At 46.0% G+C, this 23,356-nt stretch carries 18 protein-coding genes; 6 read left to right on the top strand and 12 right to left on the bottom strand.

Annotated elements, in window-relative coordinates; all coding sequences use genetic code 11:
- Window positions 1–305 precede the first annotated feature (305 nt).
- Window positions 306–1,958, top strand: coding sequence for an ankyrin repeat domain-containing protein (locus K0O23_RS06935; RefSeq protein WP_219876676.1), 1,653 nt, complete (start codon window positions 306–308; stop codon window positions 1,956–1,958).
- Between the two features lie 216 nt (window positions 1,959–2,174).
- Here the strand turns inward: K0O23_RS06935 and K0O23_RS06930 are convergent, their stop codons facing one another.
- Window positions 2,175–3,329 carry a L,D-transpeptidase family protein gene (locus K0O23_RS06930; protein ID WP_219876675.1) on the bottom strand — a complete coding sequence of 385 codons (1,155 nt, stop codon included), beginning with the start codon at window positions 3,327–3,329 and terminating at the stop codon, window positions 2,175–2,177.
- 214 nt (window positions 3,330–3,543) lie between these two features.
- Here K0O23_RS06930 and K0O23_RS06925 point away from each other — a divergent pair, with 214 nt between their 5' ends.
- A complete protein-coding gene (locus tag K0O23_RS06925; RefSeq protein WP_219876674.1) occupies window positions 3,544–4,227 on the top strand; it encodes a DUF2461 domain-containing protein in 684 nt (227 codons plus the stop codon).
- 726 nt (window positions 4,228–4,953) lie between these two features.
- On the opposite strand, the gene K0O23_RS06920 is transcribed toward K0O23_RS06925, so the two are convergent.
- The 4 genes from K0O23_RS06920 to K0O23_RS06905 all read right to left on the bottom strand — a co-directional run bounded on the left by K0O23_RS06920 (window position 4,954) and on the right by K0O23_RS06905 (window position 9,279).
- A complete protein-coding gene (locus K0O23_RS06920) occupies window positions 4,954–5,301 on the bottom strand; it encodes a DUF6970 domain-containing protein (protein WP_219876673.1) in 348 nt (115 codons plus the stop codon).
- Window positions 5,302–5,446: 145 nt separating this feature from the next.
- Window positions 5,447–6,778: a glycosyltransferase 87 family protein gene (locus K0O23_RS06915; protein WP_219876672.1), complete on the bottom strand. Its 1,332-nt coding sequence runs from the start codon at window positions 6,776–6,778 to the stop codon at window positions 5,447–5,449.
- 7 nt (window positions 6,779–6,785) lie between these two features.
- Complete coding sequence (locus K0O23_RS06910; RefSeq protein ID WP_219876671.1) at window positions 6,786–8,264, bottom strand: glycosyltransferase; 1,479 nt, start codon at window positions 8,262–8,264, stop codon at window positions 6,786–6,788.
- 319 nt (window positions 8,265–8,583) lie between these two features.
- Window positions 8,584–9,279 carry a glycosyltransferase family 2 protein gene (locus tag K0O23_RS06905; RefSeq protein WP_219876670.1) on the bottom strand — a complete coding sequence of 232 codons (696 nt, stop codon included), beginning with the start codon at window positions 9,277–9,279 and terminating at the stop codon, window positions 8,584–8,586.
- 156 nt (window positions 9,280–9,435) lie between these two features.
- On the opposite strand from K0O23_RS06905, the gene K0O23_RS06900 reads away from it, so the two are divergent.
- Complete coding sequence (locus K0O23_RS06900) at window positions 9,436–9,918, top strand: peroxiredoxin (protein ID WP_219876669.1); 483 nt, start codon at window positions 9,436–9,438, stop codon at window positions 9,916–9,918.
- A 45-nt stretch (window positions 9,919–9,963) separates the two neighbouring features.
- Here K0O23_RS06900 and K0O23_RS06895 read toward each other — a convergent pair whose 3' ends face one another.
- From K0O23_RS06895 to K0O23_RS06870, 6 genes are all read right to left on the bottom strand, one after another.
- Window positions 9,964–10,557, bottom strand: a complete 594-nt coding sequence (locus tag K0O23_RS06895; protein WP_219876668.1) for a hypothetical protein — start codon at window positions 10,555–10,557, stop codon at window positions 9,964–9,966.
- Window positions 10,558–10,619: 62 nt separating this feature from the next.
- A complete protein-coding gene (locus K0O23_RS06890) occupies window positions 10,620–11,567 on the bottom strand; it encodes an alpha/beta fold hydrolase (protein WP_219876667.1) in 948 nt (315 codons plus the stop codon).
- Entirely contained in the window at window positions 11,560–12,630 is a 1,071-nt protein-coding gene (locus tag K0O23_RS06885; protein ID WP_219876666.1) for a patatin-like phospholipase family protein, read from the bottom strand. The genes K0O23_RS06890 and K0O23_RS06885 overlap by 8 nt, the downstream gene beginning before the upstream one ends.
- A gap of 159 nt (window positions 12,631–12,789) precedes the next feature.
- Window positions 12,790–13,011, bottom strand: a complete 222-nt coding sequence (locus K0O23_RS06880; RefSeq protein ID WP_219876665.1) for a hypothetical protein — start codon at window positions 13,009–13,011, stop codon at window positions 12,790–12,792.
- 285 nt (window positions 13,012–13,296) lie between these two features.
- On the bottom strand, window positions 13,297–16,938 hold the full coding sequence (locus K0O23_RS06875) for a T9SS-dependent M36 family metallopeptidase (protein WP_219876664.1): 3,642 nt from the start codon (window positions 16,936–16,938) through the stop codon (window positions 13,297–13,299).
- Window positions 16,939–17,510: 572 nt separating this feature from the next.
- Entirely contained in the window at window positions 17,511–18,851 is a 1,341-nt protein-coding gene (locus K0O23_RS06870; protein ID WP_219876663.1) for a neutral/alkaline non-lysosomal ceramidase N-terminal domain-containing protein, read from the bottom strand.
- Window positions 18,852–19,083: 232 nt separating this feature from the next.
- On the opposite strand from K0O23_RS06870, the gene K0O23_RS06865 reads away from it, so the two are divergent.
- From K0O23_RS06865 to K0O23_RS06855, 3 genes are all read left to right on the top strand, one after another.
- Complete coding sequence (locus K0O23_RS06865) at window positions 19,084–21,339, top strand: Tex family protein (RefSeq protein WP_219876662.1); 2,256 nt, start codon at window positions 19,084–19,086, stop codon at window positions 21,337–21,339.
- Window positions 21,340–21,493: 154 nt separating this feature from the next.
- Entirely contained in the window at window positions 21,494–21,691 is a 198-nt protein-coding gene (locus K0O23_RS06860) for a hypothetical protein (protein ID WP_219876661.1), read from the top strand.
- Window positions 21,692–22,288: 597 nt separating this feature from the next.
- On the top strand, window positions 22,289–22,876 hold the full coding sequence (locus K0O23_RS06855) for a hypothetical protein (RefSeq protein WP_219876660.1): 588 nt from the start codon (window positions 22,289–22,291) through the stop codon (window positions 22,874–22,876).
- 12 nt (window positions 22,877–22,888) lie between these two features.
- Here the strand turns inward: K0O23_RS06855 and K0O23_RS06850 are convergent, their stop codons facing one another.
- Window positions 22,889–23,326: an STAS/SEC14 domain-containing protein gene (locus K0O23_RS06850; RefSeq protein WP_219876659.1), complete on the bottom strand. Its 438-nt coding sequence runs from the start codon at window positions 23,324–23,326 to the stop codon at window positions 22,889–22,891.
- Window positions 23,327–23,356: the final 30 nt, after the last annotated feature.

The raw sequence follows: 23,356 nt of genomic DNA, 5'->3' as shown, positions 1-23,356 counted from the left end.
AAGTTACGAATACTAATCCTTTTAAAGAACCTGCGCCGAACATTTGGCATGGCGCGTGCTGTAGTGTTTTCAGAAAGATGCTACAAGATGAACAGGAAGTTGCTCTAAAGCGTTTAACTTGTGGGCATAAACGTTACAATTTGTCTGATTTAGCCCGTTTTTTGATTTAAAGAGCAGATAACTGTAATTTCGCGGTTGTTTATAGCGCATTAATGCAAACAGATTTGAAACACACTATCTATAAAAGATCCAGCAGAAAGGCTATTAATTTACTGTTAGCAGTATTATTTATACTTGCCGGCAATATGGCTATAGCCCAAAGCAAAGCACCCCAGAAAGCAACTGGTAATCAGGTTAAGGCTGCTACTACAGCTAAAAAAACGGCTACAGCAACTAGTAATGCCTCTAAAACAGCCACAGCAAAACCAACTGCCACCGTAACAGCGCAAAAGCCAGCCGCAGCAAATGCACAAACCCTTGTTAATCCGGTTCCAAGTCTGGTTGTGAAAAAGATATGGCGTACATCTGCCATGGACTCGGCCATGATGCATTATATCACCTTGAATTACCCGGAAGCCTACAAGAAATTTAAGCAGGCCATTGCCGAAGGCGACAAGGATGCTTTATACTTTTTGGGCCGCATGCACCAATACCGCGAGCTAAAGTATGATTCGGTACAGATAGACACGGTAAAACAGATACAGAATGCTGAGAAATACTTTGCCGCCAACAAGGATTCTGCTACTTTTTATTACCAGCGAGCCGTTGACGAAGGCAGTTTATTGGGGCACCTTGGCCTGGCTGAGCAAACCATACTTAGAACACTAGAGGATAAACAGCGCTTTATACAGCATATGCGTACTGCCGCGATTGTAATTCGTGAGAAAGCTGTTGAGGGAGATGCGTTTGCAAACCGTATTCTGGGAAGTATGTACTATACCGGTTTTGGGGAGCTTAAGGATTACGGACTGGCATTTAATTACCTGAGCCGCGCTGCCAACGGCAACGATGTGGCGGCCTATACATCGCTTGCAAACTTGTATCTGAACGGTGAAGGCGTTAAAAAAGACTATGATAAGGCGGCATACTGGTTAAACAGAGGCGTAGCTGCCGGCGATCGTGAGGCGTTTTATACGTTGGGCCTGCTACACGAAGAAGGAACTTTAGGAGAAGTAAAAACAGACGAAGCCCGAAAACTTTACCGTCAGGCAATTGCTAAAGGTAGTGTACTGGCTTATGAGCAGTTGCTCTACATTAACCAGACGCCAGACCAGAAGGTAGTAATCGCCTCCGTAAACCGAGATCCTGAAATGCTGAAACGTGCATTGGCTGCAGGCGGCGATGCAAACACACTGGCCATACCCGATGATTTTGTAGCTGAGTTTAACGGACGTACCCCGCTGATGCATACAGTTTATGTGCCAATGCTATTAGAAGATTACGGTGTTATTTACGAGCCTGAAGTACGCCTGAAAACTGTAAGCCTGTTGCTTAACAATAAAGCTGATATAAATGCACAGGACGATGACGGTAAAACTGCATTGCATTATGCTGTGAGCAGTTCCAGGGTGCGATCAGAGTTATATGAACAGGAGCAGGTTGATTTGCTGGATACGCTTATTGCCAGAGGGGCAGACCCTAACATCAAGGATAAGAATGGGAATACAGTTCTGGCTGAAGCATTACAGGCTACCATTGGCCAGCATATCGGTATTATGGAGCTAGGCAAGTTGCTGGAAGCCGGCGCTGACCCGAATATCCAGAACAACGAAGCTAAAACACCATTGATGCTGGCCTGTGAGATGGATGCCAACTTCGAGATCATCCTTGCCCTGCTGCAGTCCGGTGCCGATGCCAAAGTAAAGGATAGTACCGGTAAAGCTGCCATTGACTATACCAAACATGAGAATGTGCAGAATATACTAATGGCAGCAGGTTCGCCGGAAAAACAGAAATAAGTATAAAGTATAAAATCATATAGAGGCCCTTTTCTGGAAACAGGAGAGGGCTTTTTGTTTTCGGAATTTCCCTCTTGAGAGCAGGGACGCGAGCGAAGGCACTAAAATTACATATTTTGGTAGAATGAAACGACCCTGCTCTTGAGAGGGGCAGCTGGACCATATGCAGCTGAAATCTGATAATGTACTCCAGAATCCAACACGACACTGCAACCTTTACTCAGCACTTAACTGCGGCGGACGGTGAAGACCGTACATATCATCCCGGAACTGTACCTGCCCAAGCGCATCTACCCAGGCGGTAAAGTATACAATACGCAAAGGCAACGGTTTTTTTACTTTAATGTAATGATTGGGGGTGTTCCGGTTCCAGAGGTCGTTTACTTTTTGCGGCGTGTAGCCGGAGCCCTTTTCTAAAATATAGTCGGCCAACTCAAAAGGTTTTTCGAGCCTGATGCAGCCGTGGCTGAAGGTACGGTTTGGGTAAGTAAACAATTCTTTGTTCGGGGTGTCGTGCATATACTGTGGCAGTCTGTTCGGGTACAAAAACTTCACCTGGCCCAGCTCATTATCCTTGCCAGACAATTGGTAGATCCGGTAGGTGTAATTAGAGGCATTTATACTTTGCCAGTCCACCTGCCAGGGGCTTACGCGTATCCAGCCATTGGGGCTTTGCTGCTCAAGTACCATCTTTTTCTTAGATAAATACCCCGGGTTTTTCCGTAGCAAAGGCACTATCTCGTTTACGGCTATTGACTTCGGGATATACCAGTAAGGGTACAGCACCAGCATGTCCAGTTCACTCAATATCGGGTAGGTCATCAGTGAGGGTTTGCCAATGATCACACGCATCTGCAGCACCGTTTTGTTGCTGTCTACCACTTGTAAAGTATAATCCGGAAGGTTGATGACTACATAAGGCTGTGTTACAGAGAAGAAAGCAGTATCCCAATTGGCCAAGTTGTATTTTAGTTGCCAGAGCCTTTGGGTCAGGGGCACATTGATAGCGGCAACCGTGTTGGGTCCAACCACACCGTCTGCAATAAGCCCGTGCCTGGCCTGAAATTTTTGTACGGCCTTTTTCATCTCCGAAGTATAAACTCCGGGCAAGGTGGCAGCATCCAGAGACAGGTCGCCGGTAAGTACCAGGTTTTCCTGCAGGGCCGTTACATATGTTGTTGTATCTCCCTGCCTTAGTAAAGTATTGTCCGGAAATGTGTTCCAGCTTCCTGTTTCCAGCATTGCTTGATATGCAATAATAGCTCCCTGCATCCTTTGCCTGGCATAAGGCGCTGCCGTCTGCAGACTTTGCTGTGCGCATACTGTGGCAGTAAGTAAAGTAAAAAGCAGCAGGTACAGCAAGCGTAACATGGTAAAAAGTGTAGGTACTAACTATTTATTGTACGTGATTGCACCACAATAGGAGGGTAATGGAGTAGCCGGTAAAGCGCTTACAGGTGGCAAGGACAATCTATTAAATACCGGTTTTCGCTTAAAGTATAATTGTCTTAATTTTAGGAGAATTTCAGACAGAACAAAGCAGGTGCTTCTGCGTTGTTTGTATACTTAAACTCTGATCAATGCAATGGCTGCCACAATAGATAAAACCACATTAGATTTTTTAGCTGACCTTACCCGTAACAATAACCGCGAATGGTTTAACGAAAACAAAAAGCGCTACGAAACAGCCCGGAAGAATTACATCCAGTTTCTGGATGAGATGCTGGAAGAGATGGCTGCCTTTGAGCCTGTCGCACTTGAGCAGAAAGGCAAAGACCTGGTGTTCCGGATTTACCGCGATGTGCGTTTCTCTAACGACAAGCGCCCTTACAAAGACCATTTCGGGGCATATGTGGCTGAGGGCGGACGAAAATCTATTTACCCGGGTTATTATTTACACTTGGCTGCCAACAATAACTCGTTTGTAGCCGGAGGCCTCTGGATGCCGCCTTCTGATTACCTGAAAGCCGTGCGCCAGGAAATAGACTACAGCCTGGACGAGTTTAAAAGTATAGTGGAGGCACCGGATTTTAAGAAACGCTTCGGAAGTATAAGCGGCGAGCAACTAAAGACCACCCCCAAAGGCTACGATAAAGAAAACCCCGCCATTGAGTACCTGCGCTTTAAAAGCTGGAATGCCGTTATGCCGATTAATGACAAAACCGTGCTAAGTGCTGGTTTCATGAATGTGGTATTAGACGCCATGAAGGCGTTGAAACCTTTTTACGATTTCCTGATGGAGCCACTGAAGGAGATAGGACAGGAATAAGTACAATTCTGTCAATTTAAGGAGAACAGCAGCGTTTTTATCATTTCGACCTTCGGGAGAAATCTGGAGAATTTCACTGTTCCGCAATATTTCAGATTTCACACTGCTACGCAGGTCCCTTTCGACTCTCGTCTCAGGCATGTTCGAAATGACAGCTTTAGCTTAAGTTTAAAGCATTAAGAGCAGAGGGAGTTTGTTTTTAATGTACTTGTTAATAAAGGCCATTGCTTTAGTTAGTTGTTGGGACATGTTTTATACTTATCCGCTCTAATTTCCAGATCTGTTTTCCCAGGCGCTCCATTGATCATACTTCGATACTATGAAAGGGTGATCGTTAGCGTATACCCTATACTTTTTAGGTTTTGACGGTTTATTGTCTTCCCGATGCTGCAGGTTTATTCCTTTATCTGAAAAGAAGAGGTAAAAGTGATCACTTTGAAATTTACCATTCACTTGTATTAAAGTATCCGTTAATGCACTACCTAATTTACCGTAAAAGTATCGGTGTATAATATAGGTAGAATCTTTTGATTCGATAATTGTTTCTGTTTTACCCATAATACCGCCACTCTTAAAATAATAAGCTTTCTCTGCGTTTTTGGCAATTGCAGGAAAAAAAGAATTAGGAAAAGGAAGGCGAGCAAAAGGTTTTACATAGAGAGTGACTTATTTCAACGAACTGGGCTACAGTGCGTTTATATACTATAGGTGTTGTTGTGTGGTGATTTATGGTTTTATTCCAACTATACCTATATACTTTGCCTTTTCAAAAAACTCATTGCATACCTTCCCATTATCAGTATCGCACAAGGTGTTGCCATTACAATCAGAAGGATTAATTGCCACATCAGCACAATGGCTATCTAACACATAGTATTGCTTGTTTTGGTACTCATACAATTTCAAAAAAAACTTACAGCCTACATCTTCACCTTTATAGCTGACCATCTCATTTTGCTTCAAGTATGACTCCATACAATCATCAATACATGTAACTTCTTCTTTTTTATCACAGCCGAAGCTTATGAATAAAAGCATGGTCAAAATGGTAAGTAAGCTTGTTTGGGTTTTCATAAGCAATTTTTGAGTATAGTTTTAATTGATTTCATTACATACAACTACTAGCTAAACGTAATAACCTACGCTTTTACCCCAATTTCCGGTGGCTACACGTATGTTTTGTTAAATATACGCAATGCTATATAAGTAACAAACAAATTTACCCCTTCAAATTAGGGTATCTTCTTCGCTGGCGGTACAGGTATAACTCTACCAGCACCCACAAAAAAACAAGGGTATATTCCAGTGTTACCAGGCCTAGGTCTTCGTGGTAGGGAGTGTGGCGGTAGGTAGCGTAAGTAAGTATAGCCAAACCCGACCAAACCACCGCATACCTGAAATTACTGACAACCGTAAGGGCCAGCACCGTACAGATATACCAGGGGTGCACAGTAGTTGCCAGGAACAAGTATACTGTAAGGGCCACTGCCATATAACCAGCCAGTCTGCGGATAGAGGCCAGCTTTTTAACAAAGGCTAAGGCAATTATAACTACCAGCGTAATAAGAGACAGCAATGGCCCAAGTATGGCGATCTGGTTATAGCCAGTAAGGCGGAAGCCCAGCCAGCGCAGCAGGTAATAAAAACTGGCATTAAACTCGAACCGCTGAAAGTATAGATCGATGCTCTGCCACATGTTTTGTAGCAGTTCCAGGTTTACCAGCGGGTAAAAAATGGCAATAAGTATAAACAAAGCCGAAGCAGCAAAAACCACGAATTTGTAAAAACCCAGCTTCCGGAGCAAAAAGGGCAGGAACATCAGCGGGATAAGCTTTGCGCCAATAGCCAGACCGAAGGCTACACCCGAAACTATACTTCGCTGATAAAATAACTGATGCAGGGCCAGCAGCAGAAAAAAGATCATGATCGCCTCGAAGTGCAGGTTGCCGGTAAGCTCTACAATTACCAAAGGGTTTAAAGCATACAGCAGCAGGTGTTTTTCTGGGAGGGCCATTTTCCGGAGCAGGCGCAGCAGCAAAAGTATACTTCCCAGTTCGGCAAGTATAAGTATAAACCGCATTACTACTATACTTCCTTTTATACTTTCCGGTGAGAGTGTCGCCGATAGCCAGAACACTGCCTGAGTAACAGGAGGATACACGCTAAAATACTGCTGCGAGTTAAGCTGCTGGTAGAGGTCTTTGGTTATACCTGCCACCTGGGGGGCATCCGCAGTTATAAAAAAAGAAGGGATATGTGCATATGGATTAACGCCTGCAGCGAGTAAACGCCCATCCCAGATAAACCGGAAATAATCATCAGACAAAGCCGGCTCAGCAAAGAGGAACAACAGCCTGAAAAGTATAGCTGCCCCAATTCCGACCCAGATGTTCAGTTTATGGTTTGCCATATACAGATAGGCCGCAAACAAAACTGCATACAGTAGCAACAACTGTGTAAAGGCAGTGCGCGGGGTGGCATAGCCCAGTGCAAGGTATACCGCAGCCGACAGGGCGAGCAAAGTATAAGCTGCAATTCTGCTTTTTGTCATGTAAGTTTTAGGTGCGCCTGTTATGCAAAAGCGAATAAAAAAACACGGCCCCAAACCCAATTACCAACATCACATGGAAAGGCAGCAAACCAAAGTCATTAAACCGAAAAGCCAGCACAACGCCTGCTGCAAAGTATAAAGTAAGTATACCCTCCACTACCGTTACTGGACTTATACTCTGCATAAAGTAGGCTTGTTTCCGCCAGGTGCCTCGCTTTTGCAGCAGGTTATACTTTGGCGTACGGATAAATGGAGTTTTAATACCCAATAGCCCCTCTGCCACAGCCATACTGTTATGCAGCGACAAGCCCATACTCATGCACAAAAACAGGAAGAAATCGGGTATGAAGCGTTTAGTGGTTTTCCAGGCCTGGTAGCTTTGCTGGTAAAGGGCCGTCCAGTAAAATGCCACCAATGCCACTAAACTAAGCAACAGCACCGAACCAAATCTAAAAAGTATGGCCAGTTGTGGGTTGTTGTCTTTGATAAAAAGCATAGGTACACTCAGCACCGCCGTTAGTAGCACACAAATAAAAACCATACTATTGAGTAGATGAAAGGTAGCATGCAGTTTGGTAGGCAACGGCACTTCGGATTGCAATACCCGGCCAAGGTGTTTTCGGGCAGTTTCGGCAGCGCCTTTTGTCCAGCGGAACTGCTGCGATTTAAGGGCACCCATGGCAGCGGGCAACTCGGCGGGTGCTTCCACATCTTCCATAAAAACAAAATGCCAGCCCTTAAGCTGTGCCCGGTAACTCAGGTCCAGGTCTTCGGTGAGGGTGTCAGCCTGCCAGCCGCCGGCGTCGATTATACAGGCTTTGCGCCAAACACCGGCTGTGCCGTTAAAGTTAATAAAATGCCCTCCGCTGTATCGGCCACCCTGCTCTACTGTAAAATGCGCATTCAGCCCAAAAGCCTGCAGTTTGGTAAGTAGCGAGTAGTGCTGGTTTAAATGTCCCCATCGGGTTTGCACCACACCTATTCCGGCATCGGTAAACTTTGATACAGTACGCTTCAGAAAATCAGAACCTGGCAGAAAATCAGCATCAAATATTGCGATAAACTCACCTGTGGCAGTTTGCAAACCAAACTGTAATGCCCCTGCTTTAAACCCTTCCCGTTTCTCCCTGCGGATCAGTTGGATGTTTAAGTCTGGATATTGCTTCAGCTTTTCTTCAATAATGGCGGTGGTGTCATCTGTAGAGTCGTCAAGGATCTGAATTTGAAGCTGCTGGCGTGGGTAATCGAATGCCGTAATTGCTTCTATCAGGCGTTCGGTCACGTAGCGTTCGTTGTACAGCGGCAGTTGTACCGTAACTTTTGGCCATACTTGCTGTTCCTGATTTATACTTTGTGCCTGTTGGGTGCGCTGCTTTTTGTGGCGCCAGTAAAGTATGGTAAGGTGCAGTTGGGCCATACTATAGCAAAAGATAAAAGCCAGGCACAGGCCGTAAACTGCTATTACCGATGCTTCGAGTATGTTCATTTTGGTTTCGTCTGTGTTTTAGGTTATGCTTCAGCCTCTTGACCACAAAAAGTATACTTTAGCCATTACTATACCTCCTGTCATCCTGAAAGGATCTTGGTAGAAGGGAGGTTAAGCATCTGCAACAAAGTATAGCCTCTTGCTCTAGCAATGGCATTAAGTCCGTTTTATCTACCTTCTGGTTTCAAAAGTCGTAGGTGCAAGTTCTGTAATTGCTACCTGTAACCGACTATTGCCTGTCCTTCCAGGCCAGTTGAGTCAGAGACTCAACATCATTATTTAGTCACGAATCTGGAAATTCGCGCCAGGAGTGTTAATATCAAAACAACACCTTAAATATCGTAAATATTATCTTATACCCGGCCATAACAGTGCCTTTTACCGTGCCCGATACTTTAGAGAAACCGATGCGCTTGCGATAGGTTACAGGTACCTCAGTATAACGTACTTTCTTTTTTGCGGCTTTGGCCTGCATCTCCACCGTCCAGCCATAGGTGCGGTCGCGCATGTCCAGGTCCAGCAGGGTTTGCAGCTTAATAGCTCTGAAGGGGCCTAAGTCAGTAAACTTTGCACCGTAGAACCAGCGCAGTAGGGTAGTTGCCAGCCAGTTTCCGAAAATCTGCTGCGGCATCATGGCGCCTGACTCCCTGTTGCCCAGGGCCCTCGATCCGATCACCATCTCAGCGCGGCCATCAAGTATAGGCTGCACTACCTTTGTAATTTCTTCCGGGTAATCAGAATAATCCCCATCCAGGAAAACGATGATATCAGGGCGGGTGGCTTCCGGTTTGGAGGCTGCATAGGCTATTCCCTTTAAACAGGCATTTCCGTAGCCTGGCTGTGGCTCGTGCAGCACAGTGGCACCCGCTTGAGCTGCAACAGCGGCCGTAGCGTCGGATGAGTTGTTGTTTACCACAATTACCTCATCCACAAAGCCCTTCGGAATGTCATGCACTACTTTGGCTATGGATTTTTCCTCGTTGTAGGCCGGTATGATAACGTTTATAAGGGGCATTGTTTGTGCAAGAGTGGGCACAAAGATGTTTATTTTCTGTTTTGTTTGCTATTAATGCGCGATTTCTTTGGCTGTTTGCCTGTTAAGAATCTAACTTGCAGCCGAACTTTTTACAACAGGTTTGGTTATACATATTGGTGAATTGTGAAAAAGACTATGAGCAGAGAAGTAATTAAAGTAGGCGATAAAGCACCAGACTTTGAATTGACCCGACAGGATGGTGGCTTTTTCCGTTTAAAAGACCTGTTACACGATAAAAATGTAGTGCTATACTTTTACCCGAAAGATAGCACCCCGGGCTGCACAAAGCAGGCCTGCGAGTTCCGCGACCAGTACGAGGTGTTTAAGGAGCATGGCGCCGAGGTTGTTGGCATTAGCTCAGATAGTGTAGATTCGCACAAGCGGTTCGAACGGGTGCACCACCTTCCTTTCGTGCTTTTAAGCGACAAAGGCGGACGTGTCCGCAACCTGTACGGTGTGCCGCGCAAGCTGGGCATCTTGCCGGGCCGAGTGACCTACATCATTGATAAAGAAGGAGTAGTGCGCTATGTTTTCAACTCCATGACAAAGCCACTGGAGCATGTTAAAACAGCTATTGAAGTGCTTGAGAAATTAAATAAAGAACATCAGCACGCTTAAAAAATGAAATTAAAAAGGCGACTCTAACCAGAGTCGCCTTTTTGTTTATGCCTGCAGCTGAAGGAATTTGCCGCCATAAAACTCTACCCTGATAAAGCCATGGGTCTTGTTAAAGTATACCAGCTTTACTTTGCCTTTGTCGTCTGTGTCGTTCCCGGGTATGCTTACTTCAAACACATCCACATAAGTTAGTCCGTCTATAGTAAGCGAGGCATGCGTAGGGTTCTCTTCCTGTATCTCGTAAGTGCCTAGTTTTTCTACTAATAGCTTTACCTGCAAATCGTTGGGCTTTTTAAGGATATAAGTCGCAAGCCCGGGCATCTTCCTAGTCACATCCTGAATGATAGCTCCTGCCTGCGCATTCATTTGGTCTATGCATTTGTCATCGAAGGTAAAACCATCGCCCGGAAGGTTATTGGCATACAGTTGCGTGCGGGTAAACTTTATATCAGCCCCGGCATCGTTTGTAAACCATATGGTATCAGGTTTGCCATCAGTGGGAGCGTCTGCAGTATAGGCAAGCCAGTCAGTGTCTGTTTCTGTAAATGTTGTGATCGAAGGGCTTTTGCAGTTCTCGCAGGATGTAAAAAGTACAGAGCCAAAAAGCAATGCCAGGCAGGTTTTAAGCGTGAATTTCATAAAAAGATGAGGTGTAAAAATGTATAATTTGAATCCGGTTTAATGATGAAGTATAAATGTTGTTACTCTCCTGACCCAGAATCAGGCGTAAGCGTTGCAACATAGGAGTTTTTTCTGAACCATGCCAGCACCATCGGAAAGTGATCGCGCTGTGCGTCATGGTGTGTCAGGAGATCGATGTGGCCATAGTCGTGCAGGTTGCCATTGGCTTTACTGATAACTTTAAGCTCGCAGTTCTGGCAGCCTGTTTCCTGCATCAGCTTCTCCACATCAACAGGGTGACCCAGCACATCGTCTTTGGCACCGGTAAGGTATAAGGCAGGGGGCAGATTTATACTTTGGAGGGCAGCGGCATAGTCGAAGCCATTGTGCCAGTCCAGCCACTTTTTCTGCACTACCCAGTCGTGGGTTTGGCTGTGGGTGAGGCGGGTTTCGCTATCGGAGCCAATGCGCATGTGTTTGGCCGGTAACCAGCCTTTGGCAGCCACTACTACTTTAGATGCCCAGTTCCAGACCACATCCACCATCACAAACTTTTTCAGACTGCGGATGCTAATACGGCGCTTACTCCCGAAAAAAGCCATTGCCTGTACCTGCACCGGCTCTGCAGGCCGGGCCAGGTAGGCCAGCATCAGTACTCCTCCCCAAGAGTGAGCCCCCCAATACTGCGGTACATCACCCTTCAGCTCTTTTATTTGGCGAATGATGGCCGGGAAATCCTCTGTTAACGTATGGCTGAGCCCAAAATCGGAGAACCGGGAGATAGCAGGTTTACTTTTGCCACGGCCACGCAAATCTGCCACAAACACATCGTAGCCATTCCGGGCCATGTACGATGCAAAGCCTTTACCGGACTTTGTATAAAAGATTTTGCCGTTTTCGATGGAGCCGTGTACGAGCAACACGGGTGGCCCCTTGTGCTTTATACTTATCCGCCGCAGGTGCAGCAAGTCTGTACCCGTAACCTGCACATAGATCGACTCCTGCTGTATATCCTGGTTTTTAATCATGGTTTATGGCCTGCTGTGTTCTGTGCATAAAGGATTGTACGCCTTTACGCCCACTAGCCAGCAGGGTGCTTTTTTCTGTTTCGCTTAGTTTGCGTACGCGTGGACTAAAACCTGCTGTACTTATCGATACTGTTCTGTCCCAGTCGTGCGAAGTTAGGCTTTGGCGGTTAAGGCTTTCTTTTACGATCGTATAAAACGCACCCATGTAATCGCCGAACTTGTTGATGTTATAGGGGGCAAGGCCAGCCTGTTGCTCGTCGAAGGCAATCTGCTCGTCGCGGTCAAGCCTGAGGCCAAGTGTTTGTGGGTTATGATAGATGCCCTGGCTGTCGTAGTCCTGGCTAAGCGCGGATGAGTTGTCGAGGTACTTTTGATCGTCGAAAAGCGTTAACGGAAAGTTTGCCAGTATGCCTCCGTCGACTAACACATCTACCTGCTGTCCTTTTTTAGGTTTTGTCACAATGTTTCCTTCCTGGTCGAGCAGTACCGCTCGGTAGTATAACGGGATAGACATGGAAATACGCACGGCATGCTTTAACTGCATATTCGGGAATGTCTCATGTGAGAAAACCATCACGCACTGGTCTGTTAAATTGGTGCCGGTAACATACAGGTCTCTGGCCTTGTTTTGGATGGCTAACGCATGTAATTCGGCAAAAGTAATATCCGGATTTCCTGTTTTGGCACCGATCTGTTTCCCGAGCCATTCGGTAAATTTATCGCCACGGTACCAGCCGTATTGTTTAAAAAGCCTGTTGGTGCCTCCGAAAAAGATAAAGCGCCCATCGTTAAACTGTTGTACAGGTGTAGTAAAGGTTACTTCAGTTATCTCGGTGGGAGTATAGCCTACTGCCAGCAGCGCCGCCTGAATGGCTCCTGCCGATGTACCGCTAACCCGCTTTATCTGCGGTAAGATGCCCAGGGAGTCGAGTTCGGCTAAAGCGCCTCCGTAGGCAATGCCACGTATTCCTCCGCCTTCCAGAACCAGGTTGCTATACTTTGGCTGTTGTGCGACAGCGTTTATACTTAGCAGCAGGCAAAAGCCTAAAAAGAGCTTTCTCATTTTATTTTGTATATACTGCTCAAATATAAGCACTTTCGCATACTTAGCACAGGCCAAATACTCATTGGTAGGTAGAATTCTGTCGCCACAAGGCACAAAAAAACAGCTGACAACAAAAATTGCTGCCAGCTGCTGAATTAAAACTAGAAAAATTCTGCCTTAGCTTCGGACAGGTACAGTTTGCGGTTCAAGTCTTGGCCGCAGTACCAACCATACCAGTGTTCCGAATATCGTTCCGGAGAAAAAGGCAAGCGCTGTTATCAGCCAGCCATTTAACCCGCGCTGTTCTGCGTCGTGGTATACCCAAGCCAATATAAATACCAGCAAAAGCAGGTAAAGGCCCGCAACGGTAAACAATATTATATTTGGTAAAACCTCCATGAGTGTCTGTTAAAATTGCACAATGCCAGCTTGTAACATGCTAGCTACTATACTTATTAAACAGATAATTGTGTTTTAAGTTATGGATTAAATAAAGAAACTGTTTGCAATATGAGCTAATTGTGAAGTATATAATTGCACTGATGTTTTGTTTACATGATTCTGATGGATGTATAGTTTGCACTGTTTTTGTGCTGATCAGTTATAATTGTGCCATGTCTTGCTAGTTATAAAAAGCGAAAGCCACCTCTATAGAGAGGTGGCTTTCGCTTTTGGTCCTTTGGCTTATTTCTTAATGATCAGCTTGTGCGTCTCCCTTGAACCGCCTGCCGTTATGGTAAAGTAATAAATGCCGTTTGGTAGCTTATCCAGCGCAATGCCTGCTCCGGCACTGGCTTCTTCAGCGTTCAGCTGTTTGTGTATTACCAGCTGCCCGAGCGTGTTAACCACATTCACTTCAATAGCACCGGTTATACCTTTTGCCAGCTTTAGGGTAACCAGCTGCTGCGCCGGGTTAGGATAAAGCATAGTCTTATCCATGTCTGATGCTAAGGCAGTGGAAGTCTGCGCTACATTTATACTTCCCGATTTCAGAACCAGCGTTTCTACGGTAGCTGTTTTCTCGCCACCCCATTTAGAGGTTACTGTTGCCGTGTTGGTTATACTTACCGGGTTGCTTACTATGTCAACGTTATCCACGTACCAACCTGTGGCACCAGTAAGTACATCAGAGCCCATCCTGAAACGGATCAACACCTTCTGTCCTTTGTAGCTGCTCAGGTCTACTATAGTTTGAATATAACCATTGCTGCCGCCGGTAAAGGCAGGTCCGATGATGGTAGAGGCATTAGTTAGCGGAATCTCTGAGTTGTAACCGTTCTGAATCATTTTACTGCCCAGGTTTGTCCAGGTCAGGCCATTGTTGGTGCTTATCTCTACCACACCGCCGTCAAAACCACCTTCTGTGGCGTAGCTGTGCCAGAAACGAAGCAGCGCATTCTCGCCAAGCGTAACCGGTGTAGATAACCTCAGGTATTGGTCACTAAAGGCATCCGGGTCTACTGCAAACCAGGAGGTGGTGCCGCTAAACGGATTCTTGGTGCTTAGCTGCCAGTCGCTCAGGCCTAAACCATGCGATACTTTCCACTTACTGCCGCCGTTCTCCATATCATCGTGGAAGTATACCGTGGTGCCGTCTCCTTTATTCACGATCACTTTATAGGTGCGGTTTATACTTTCTCCCTGTGGCATCTTAACTGGTTTGAAGGTAACCACTCCATTGCTCAGCTTCGGACTATCTCCACTAGATTCCTGTATAAGGGTAGTATTGGCAGGAAGCGGACTGCTGATGGACACATTGTTGACACTGCTGGCAGTGTTGTTCGTCACGTTAATCGTATAAGTCAGCACTTGCCCGTCTACTACCGGAGAAGGGTTGGCTTTTAAGTTTATGGCAAACTGTGGCGCGCATGATGGCGGCATATCAAAAGCCTCTACACCATCGGTGAGGTCGTTGTTGCTGCCTTGCTGTGCGCTGTAGCCCAGGCCACGCTTGGCAAACGCCTGCCAGATGTAGCATTGGTTAGCCCCACCGTTATTGATCTGGTCGGCGGCAAGTATAGCATCGCGGGCATCAATAAAGCCAGGACTGCAAGGTTGTAGCTTTAAGCCGTCAATTACCAGTCGTAGTGCTATGTTGTTTCCGCCCTTTCCGTTATAAATGTCCGGATCGTAGCCATACTCATTTATCAGGTTCCAGGTTAATTCCCATAGCATAGTAGCCCAGATAAAGCCTACGCCGTGCGGTACAGAAATCTCAGGGTTAGACACCATGCCATAGGTATAAGGGTTAATGCCCATGTCGGTGCTGTAAGGGGCAGGGCGTATACCGCCACCGTCTGTGCTTTCTGATAGCACATAGGTGCCTATGCCACGGCGCTGCGGACCAGTATCGCCTTCACGCATAGTCATGAAAAGTGCAAAGAAATCGCTCCAGCCTTCGCCACCCTGCTCTGCACCAGACAAGCATTGGGTACCAGGCCCTCCAGTTAACCTAATTGAGATGCCATGTCCGTATTCATGCGCGATGATACCGTTGTCGAGGTCACCATCCCGTAACGGAGGAACACCACCCTCTAGCCTTAATGAGCCAGCCAGACCAGCAGTAAGTGCCGCTTTAAGTTTGTCGCCATCAGCTTTGCTTATCATGATAGCAGGAATCAATACTGCTGTGCCTGTTTCGTCGCCACCCATTGATATGGCAGGGCCATCTATATTATTTATTACTATAACAGCTGTTGCTCCAGATGCCTGCGCGTTCAGCGCTTTGGAAATAAAAGAGCAGCCTCCACGGTCTATCAGCGCTATGTTACCAGATATCTCTGCCTGGTTATTAAGTGGTGTAGGCACAGATCCGGCTGGAAGAGCAGGGGCACTATTACATCCGTTGGCTGGATCTGCCATAACTATCTTTCCAGAAACTCCTCTTTCATCAACAGCAGGTCCGAAAGCAGCCTGCACACCTGTGTAAGACCCTGCTACAGACGCAGGAGCAGAGATATGCAGCAGTTTGGCCGGAAGCGACGAGGTCCAGAGATACATTTGCATACGACCCGGCACACCATCCTGCAGCGTCAGGAAGTTGGCGTTGTTAGTACCGCCGCCATCCTGTGCTTCGGCCATTACACCATCCAGTCCCTGACCTGCGCCTGTAAAGTTAGTCTGCTGGAAATTTCCGCTTTCCTCGTCAAAACCATACAGGTAAAACACGTCGTGCATCAGGTTATTCCAGTAGAAAAGGTTTGTTGTGGCGGCCTGCACATAAGTTGTGGGCTCTTGTGTCAAATCAAGCGGAAAGTCAAAGTTCAGGTTCAGGCCACCGTCCGGACTGATACCGGCATTGGCGCCTAGTATATCTTCGTAGGCATGCACGTTGTTGCCTTTGGTGATGGTATAAGTTACCAGCCCGTCGTTGTGCCAGCCAAGAGGCGAGGCATTGGTGTTCTCTTTTCCTGTAACCAACGTTCTCTCTCCGTGGCTTGGCGTTTCGTAAGGTGCGTCGTAAATGCGGTAGGTTCCGCTGGAGGCCATGTTGGCAGCTGCCGTGCTGGCTACGCTACGTGGTGCCATGGCCAGCGTCATAAAATCCTGCTGCAGTTTCTTTTTTTCGGCTACTGTTGCAGTTTTCGCTTTTGGAGCTGGTGTTTTTCGGGAGAAGTACGCAGATTCTCCAGGTGCATCGGTAACGGTTGGCAAACCCCAGTTGTCATGCACAACCAGGTCCTCCTTCTTTAGTACATTACCGTCTGCAGCATCTACTTTTACATTCCAGTAGCTTTGTGCATCTATCTGGTAAATGCCTACTTCCCATGCCAGGCGTACAGAGCCATCTGGCATAGGCTGGTAAACAAGTTTTGCCGGGATAGGAGAGAGGGAGATGCCCCCGTCGCTAAGTACAACTGCCTTTGCCGCTGCAGGCAGTTTGTCGGTTGGCCTTTTACGCTCTTTAATTATAAGTGGCTCCTTTACCTGCAGCTTCAGATGACCGGCAGCAGCCGCGGCCGCCTTTTCTGGCGACAGGCCCGCTGCATTGCCTTTTATAGCCGCACGCAAGTTCGGGATAAAGCGGTTGCCCATGTTCACTACCTTACCGTCTTTGCTGATGTTGATGTTGATGTTTGCGTCTACTACTTCGATGCCGTTGTGGCGCTGTCGAAGATAAATATGTGTAATGCCGTTGTTTTTGGAAGTGTATTGGTCAGTTATTACATAGTCAGATATGTCTGCTGGTGTCAGTTTATACTTGGCCCTGTTTTGTTCTATATGCTGCAGGGCGGTGGAGAGTGCCGTTTGCGCATAGGCCGTTCCGGAAAGAAACAGGAATAAGCAGGCCAACGCCAGTAAATTGTACTTAGCTTTTCGTTTCATAAGCTGTTGCTAAAATTTAGAAGTGTTACATATTGGTATTGATTCAATTGTTTTAATACTAGGTTTTGTAGTGTCTTCTTGTAGTTTTCTAAGTGCGATACAAATAGGGTGGTGTGGGATGTTTTTTTAAAGTATACTAGTTTTACCAGGCTGCAGTAGGTGCATTTGCCTGGTAATGGCATAAGTACGTTACAAGTAAAGGCCTGGATGTGAGCGCATAGGTAGCTAGCAAAAAGGTTTTGTACCCTTTTTTAGCAACAGGCAAGCCTATTAACAATTTTGCCGGATAAGTAGAGGAAACCAGTTCTTAGATAGAAGTTTCTGGAATACTACGCTGCCTGTACATTAAAAAGTGCTACAGAAAATACTATATCCTGTTTTTAAATGAGCAGCGATCAAATTTTAAGTGGTGATATAAATATAATTATGTTATGAATTAATATTCAAATATATTTTTCAAATGTATCTGATGTTATATTTTAATGCTTAAAAATATAGCACTGAATTTATTATACTTTTCAATAAACTTTTTTAGCATTCAAAGAATAAAAAACTGAATAGTGCATAAGGCACTACTTTGCCAGAAGTTTCTGAAGTATAAAAGTAAGGTAGCTGCCTGCACTAGGGCCGTAGAAATTCATAGCCCTGGCCTCATACTTTTTAAGGTTGTAGTGCTCATCAGGAATAATATACCCCAGGTAGCTGCCATTAAAGCCGGTAAGTATAACATGCTTGTTTTGTGCAGCAGCTGTAGCCTCCAGCAAAGGCATAAACTCTCCGGAATAATCAGCAGGCACGCCAAGTAAGGTAGTATTCCCTATTTGCAGACTATTAACATATGCATCATACTTTCCAAATAGAGTATAAAACAAACCCGGTGCAAAGCGCTTTTTCTTACCCAAACGCCAGTGCGGTTCCGGCATGTGGAGTGGCAGTCGGCGATATTGAAGCTCAGAAGTATAAACTGTCTCTATTTCAGAAGCTACTGCAAGTATGCTTTGTGCTATACTTTGGCCAACCTCTTCCGTGCTCTCAAAGCTGTCGCCGTGCGAGTAAACGCTGGAGTGGCTGCCAACTGCCCCCGCCGAGAAAGCTGCAAAACTCACGTCCTGCTCCAGCCTTCTCACCAGCACGCTGGGGTAGTCACCGGAGAGTATAGGTTGCATAGATGGAAGTATAGTTGGGTGTGATGCAAAAGTGCAAAGTATAGCCTGCTCCCCGTTATGCTTCTCAAACTTGATAAATCGAATGGTAGTATCGCGTTCTGATTCAGAACCAGTAAGCCTGTTCCTGACAAAGGCTGCTCCGTTGGCAGTACCATAACCCACTTTAGCCGGTTGAAGGTTTGCCTGGGCCAGTTTTATACTTTGGATGATGTACTGCGCCGTTTGCCGGACTACCTGTTTTTTATACTTACCGGCCATCATGCGACCTGCCAGTTTCTTGCCCCAGCCGCCAAAGCTGGTGTGGGTGTGGGTGGCGGCCAGGTATACTTGATCAGGCTGCAGATTTATACTTTTATACTTTGCTTCAAGCTCAGCTGCCACACTCATGGGGGCTATCAGCATGTCCAGCGTTACAAAGTATGTCTGCTTGGTGCCGTTATCGAAAGCGAAGGTACGTACCCAAATTGAATCGTGCACAGCAGTATACTTCATGCCTTTCCGTTTTCCGTAGCCGGCCAGCGGTGTGCCCGCAGGTGGCGTAATGTTTACTTTGGCCCAGCCTGCTTTTAAGGTGTCGCAGGTTGCGGTGCGATCTGCTAAAGTATCCAGTCCGGCTAAGGTTTTGCGGTAATAGTCGGTTTGGGAGTAGGGGGTATAATCCAGCTTCTGCACCACGCAGCTCTGGCAAAGCAACAGGAGTACAGGCAGTAAATAAAGCGGGTAACTGGGGTGTTTATACTTTTTCAACCTTACCAAGTTAGGAAAAAGGTGGCAAAAGCATGGTGTAAGGTAGTTGATAATAAGAGAATCTTGTTTCAGATTAAGGCAATATCCCTTAAATTTGACGTTCCGGTATCTCAACCATACTACTAAAAAATGCAAACAGAGGCGAAGGAAACTGCAGGGAATCACATCAAAAGCACAGCTGCTGACAGTGCGCCTCTTGCTCACTAATCCGACTATTGTCTTACATCAATATATGGAACCTAATTTAGAACACTTATTAAAGATCGCCTCTGAGCTTTCTATTACCATTAAACAGGTAGAGGCCACAGCCACTTTGCTCGACGAGGGTGCTACCGTACCGTTTATCTCCCGTTACCGAAAGGAAGTTACCGGCTCCCTGGATGAGGTGCAGATCGCGGCTATCCGCGACAGAATGGAGCAGCTGCGTGAGCTCGACAAGCGCCGCGAAAGTATACTGAAGTCTATTAAAGACCAGGAGAAGCTTACGCCAGAGCTGGAGGCCCAGATTATGGCTGCCGAAACGATGGCCGTGCTGGAAGATATTTACCTGCCTTACAAACCGAAGCGTCGTACCAAAGCCACTATCGCCCGTGAAAAAGGCCTGGAGCCGCTGGCAGAGCGTATTTTTGCGCAGGGTAATTTCGACGTGGAAGCCGAGGCCGCCAATTTTATCTCCGAAGAGAAAGAGGTAAAGGATGTGAATGAGGCCCTTGCCGGTGCCCGCGACATTATGGCTGAGTGGATGAACGAAAACGCCGATGCACGTGCCACGATGCGCCAGCTGTTCGAGAAGCAGGGTGTGTTCAAGAGTCGCGTGATGATGGGTAAGGAAGAGGAAGGCCAGAAATTCAAGGATTACTTTGAGTGGGAAGAGCCAATCGAGAAAGCACCGTCACACCGTATACTTGCCATGCGCCGCGGCGAAACCGAAATGGTGTTGATGTTAACAGCCCAGCCAGACGAAGAAGCTGCACTAGCGAAACTGGAAAACATGTTTGTGCAGGGCAATAACGCTGCCTCTGAGCAGGTAAAGCTGGCTGCCAAAGATTGCTACAAGCGCCTGCTGAAGTTAAGCATGGAAACAGAAGTACGCCTGAGCTCTAAAAAGCGTGCCGACGAAGAAGCCATCCGTGTGTTTGCCGATAACCTGCGACAGTTGCTGTTGTCATCGCCACTAGGTCAGAAAACGGTATTGGCTTTGGATCCAGGTTTTAGAACAGGTGTAAAATCTGTAGTGCTAGATAAGCAGGGTAAACTGCTGCATAACGAAACTATTTACCCGCATACTGGTCAGCACAAAGAGCAGGAGGCGGCGCAGGCGGTGCGTTACATGGTTACCCGCTTCGAGGTAGAGGCCATTGCTATTGGTAATGGCACAGCCAGTCGCGAAACAGAAGCTTTTGTGAAGAGTCTGAAATTGCCGGCCTCTGTCATGGTGGTGATGGTGAACGAGAGCGGTGCCTCTATTTACTCTGCTTCGGATGTTGCCCGTGAGGAATTTCCTGACCAGGACGTAACGGTGCGTGGCGCTGTTTCTATTGGTCGCAGGTTAATGGACCCACTAGCAGAACTGGTAAAGATCGATCCAAAAAGTATAGGTGTAGGCCAGTACCAGCACGACGTGGACCAGTCTGCCCTAAAGCACTCACTGGATGATGTAGTAATGAGCTGCGTAAATGCGGTGGGTGTGGAAGTAAACACCGCCAGCAAGCAACTGTTAACTTATGTTTCCGGTTTAGGACCCGCTTTGGCGCAGAATATTGTAGAGTACCGTAACCAGAACGGACCATTCAAAACCCGCACAGAGTTAAAGAAGGTGGCCCGTTTAGGTGATAAGGCATTTGAGCAGGCCGCAGGTTTCTTAAGGATCCGGGATGCAAAGAACCCATTAGATGCCTCTGCTGTGCACCCGGAAAGCTACCCAATTGTGGAGCAGATGGCTAAAGACCTGGGCGTAACAGTGCAGGATTTAATGCAGAAAGACGAATTGCGCAAGCAGATCAATCTGAAAAACTACGTGACCGATACCGTAGGTCTGCCAACCCTGCAGGATATTGTAAGCGAATTGGCTAAGCCGGGCCGCGACCCACGCCAGACCTTTGAGGCGTTCAGCTTTACTGAAGGCGTGAACGAAATAAAGGACCTGCGCGAAGGCATGAAACTGCCAGGGATTGTAACTAATATTACTGCCTTTGGTGCTTTCGTTGATATTGGGGTACACCAGGATGGTTTGGTACACGTAAGTCACCTGTCTGATCGATTTGTGAGCAACCCACACGATGTGGTGAAGGTAGGGCAGAAGGTTGAGGTAACTTTACTGGAAGTGGATGCAAACCGCAAGCGCATCTCTTTAAGTATGAAAGGCGACCCTGCTGCTCCTAAACCAGCCGGTGGCGGTAACCGTAGCAAAGGTGGCAACAAACGCGAGGAAGAGCCGATGGATGATTTCCAGACGAAACTGGCTAAACTGAAAGGTATGTTCAAGTAGGCTGCCATACTTTAAAGTATAAACTAAAGCGCCCTGATTTGCAAAGAGTCAGGGCGCTTTTTTGTGCAGGCTACTTTTGTAAGTGGTTCTAAGTCTTGGTGGTATGTGGTCTGCTTATACAAGTTTATACTTTTAGATTTATCCTTCAGCTGCAATGAAAACATATCTGCAATTTATTCTTGCCATACTTTTTATACTTTGCCTGAGTCAGGCTGCGCAGGCGCAGGAGTACCTGTTGCGCGAAGCATACCCAAACGTGCAATTCAGCAACCAGCTGGAAGCGGTAATTGCTAACAATGGCAGCCTTTTATACATTGTAGAGCAGGGCGGTAAAATTTACTGCTCTCCTTAACATCAGAAAAAGTATTACATGTACATAACCTGCCTAAAGGAATTTGCCATCTGCAAATAAATGGAAGTAAAGATGAACTGTGGAAGCATGTGGTTCTGAGGTAATTAGGCAGTGATATGGGCTCTTAGGTAAAAATAAGAGAGATTTTACTTGATTATTCCTGTAAAAAATTTGGATATGAGTTGTGTAAATGATAAATTATATAGTATATTTGCTATATAATTATCTGTGCTATGAAGATCCGTATTTTTATTTTAGTGTTGGTAGCTGTTGGAATGGCTTTTACAACATTTAGTTAGCGACAACAACCTGTTGCTGAAAGTATAAATTACAAGGAGTTCGCAGGAAAATATACTAAATTGTATACCTGTTAAGTTATAAAAGAGGATTTAGTAAGTTTAGTTGAAGTTTAAAGCGGCAGCTGCTCCCAAGGCAGTTTGCCGCTTTTATTTTATAGCCTTTGGTAATTTGCTGTTAATAATGATTGGTGTTTTTATGCATTATACTTTAGTTCTCGGTTTATCTTGTAAACCAGCATAAATTACTTTGGTGTGTATTTTGCTTAGCAACCTTTGTTACACAACATAATGAACCAACATGCAAAGACTTGTTTCAGGATTTATACTTTTGGTTGCTTTTTTAAGCTTTGGCTGTAAACAGGCAAGCGATATAAAGGCATTCACAGAGGCAAAGTATAGCTTACAGGAAATGCACGACCTGAAACTAAACGGCATTGACGTGATGCAGAAGCGCAACCCATCGGATTTTACTACCCGCGAAGGCGACAGCATTTTAGCATCTATATCAGAAAATACGTTACAGGCATCTACAACCTTGTACTTGCAGGTTCAGATGCAGGACCCTGAAATTGCCCGCCAAATGACGATAACAAGGCTAAAATGGCAATTGCTGGTTGACGGTGAAGAAACGTTGGATGGATTGGTGGAAAAACCGCTGAACTTGCAGAATGGTTTGAATGAACTGCCCATTAATACTATTGTGAAGATGACAGAGCAGGGGGGGATGCGAAACTATGAGGAACTCTCTAAACTGATGACGCTGCTTGCCCAGAAAAAAGACCTGCGCCAAAAACTTACCTTGCAAATTAAACCGACAGTACAAACGCCAATTGGTGCTATTGAAGTGCCAGAGTATATTACAGTGTCTGAGCCTGTAAATAACTAACCTAGTGATGGTTTAAAAATCCAGGTTGCTATCCTCTGATATCCAACTCCGGGCATTTTTTTCCTTCTCAAAAAACTGTATCTCTATATCGGTGTTCATAACAAGCTTTTCGAAGAGCGACATAAGGCTTATTCTGGAGTTAATATTTGGTGACTCTATGATGGCGACCTTTTTTAAGTCAGGTCCTCTGGCAATTTCCGGCACTACTTTTTCGAATGTCCAGTCCAGGTCTTCGTCTTTAATGGAGCATCCGCTGCCGCAATTAATTAATACACGATGTAGTTTTTCTTCTTTGAGCAGATTAAGCACTGCCGTGACGCCAGTTTTATAATGGTCTGATCTTGCACACCCGTTAAAGGTAAGAACCGCCAGGGACAGAGCAGGTTCTACGTGAACTCTTAGTTGTGATGAGTCTATAATATCGATCTGTTCCTTTGTTTGGTCAGCCATCCTCTTAATTTTTTGTACCTACTACACTTA

It is taken from the genome of Pontibacter aydingkolensis (assembly GCF_019443125.1).
Taxonomy (GTDB): domain Bacteria; phylum Bacteroidota; class Bacteroidia; order Cytophagales; family Hymenobacteraceae; genus Pontibacter; species Pontibacter aydingkolensis.
This window is presented reverse-complemented; position numbering and strand designations above follow the sequence as displayed.

What these genes read in the sequence shown, in the direction of transcription:
- K0O23_RS06855 (WP_219876660.1), top strand. Translation starts at nt 22,289, where the DNA reads ATGCAAAGACTTGTTTCAGGATTTATACTTTTGGTTGCTTTTTTAAGC.
- K0O23_RS06905 (WP_219876670.1), bottom strand. Translation starts at nt 9,279, where the DNA reads ATGCCCCTTATAAACGTTATCATACCGGCCTACAACGAGGAAAAATCC.
- K0O23_RS06930 (WP_219876675.1), bottom strand. Translation starts at nt 3,329, where the DNA reads ATGTTACGCTTGCTGTACCTGCTGCTTTTTACTTTACTTACTGCCACA.
- K0O23_RS06890 (WP_219876667.1), bottom strand. Translation starts at nt 11,567, where the DNA reads ATGATTAAAAACCAGGATATACAGCAGGAGTCGATCTATGTGCAGGTT.
- K0O23_RS06900 (WP_219876669.1), top strand. Translation starts at nt 9,436, where the DNA reads ATGAGCAGAGAAGTAATTAAAGTAGGCGATAAAGCACCAGACTTTGAA.
- K0O23_RS06865 (WP_219876662.1), top strand. Translation starts at nt 19,084, where the DNA reads ATGGAACCTAATTTAGAACACTTATTAAAGATCGCCTCTGAGCTTTCT.
- K0O23_RS06875 (WP_219876664.1), bottom strand. Translation starts at nt 16,938, where the DNA reads ATGAAACGAAAAGCTAAGTACAATTTACTGGCGTTGGCCTGCTTATTC.
- K0O23_RS06915 (WP_219876672.1), bottom strand. Translation starts at nt 6,778, where the DNA reads ATGACAAAAAGCAGAATTGCAGCTTATACTTTGCTCGCCCTGTCGGCT.
- K0O23_RS06895 (WP_219876668.1), bottom strand. Translation starts at nt 10,557, where the DNA reads ATGAAATTCACGCTTAAAACCTGCCTGGCATTGCTTTTTGGCTCTGTA.
- K0O23_RS06860 (WP_219876661.1), top strand. Translation starts at nt 21,494, where the DNA reads ATGAAAACATATCTGCAATTTATTCTTGCCATACTTTTTATACTTTGC.
- K0O23_RS06925 (WP_219876674.1), top strand. Translation starts at nt 3,544, where the DNA reads ATGGCTGCCACAATAGATAAAACCACATTAGATTTTTTAGCTGACCTT.
- K0O23_RS06935 (WP_219876676.1), top strand. Translation starts at nt 306, where the DNA reads ATGGCTATAGCCCAAAGCAAAGCACCCCAGAAAGCAACTGGTAATCAG.
- K0O23_RS06910 (WP_219876671.1), bottom strand. Translation starts at nt 8,264, where the DNA reads ATGAACATACTCGAAGCATCGGTAATAGCAGTTTACGGCCTGTGCCTG.
- K0O23_RS06920 (WP_219876673.1), bottom strand. Translation starts at nt 5,301, where the DNA reads ATGAAAACCCAAACAAGCTTACTTACCATTTTGACCATGCTTTTATTC.
- K0O23_RS06850 (WP_219876659.1), bottom strand. Translation starts at nt 23,326, where the DNA reads ATGGCTGACCAAACAAAGGAACAGATCGATATTATAGACTCATCACAA.
- K0O23_RS06880 (WP_219876665.1), bottom strand. Translation starts at nt 13,011, where the DNA reads ATGGAGGTTTTACCAAATATAATATTGTTTACCGTTGCGGGCCTTTAC.
- K0O23_RS06885 (WP_219876666.1), bottom strand. Translation starts at nt 12,630, where the DNA reads ATGAGAAAGCTCTTTTTAGGCTTTTGCCTGCTGCTAAGTATAAACGCT.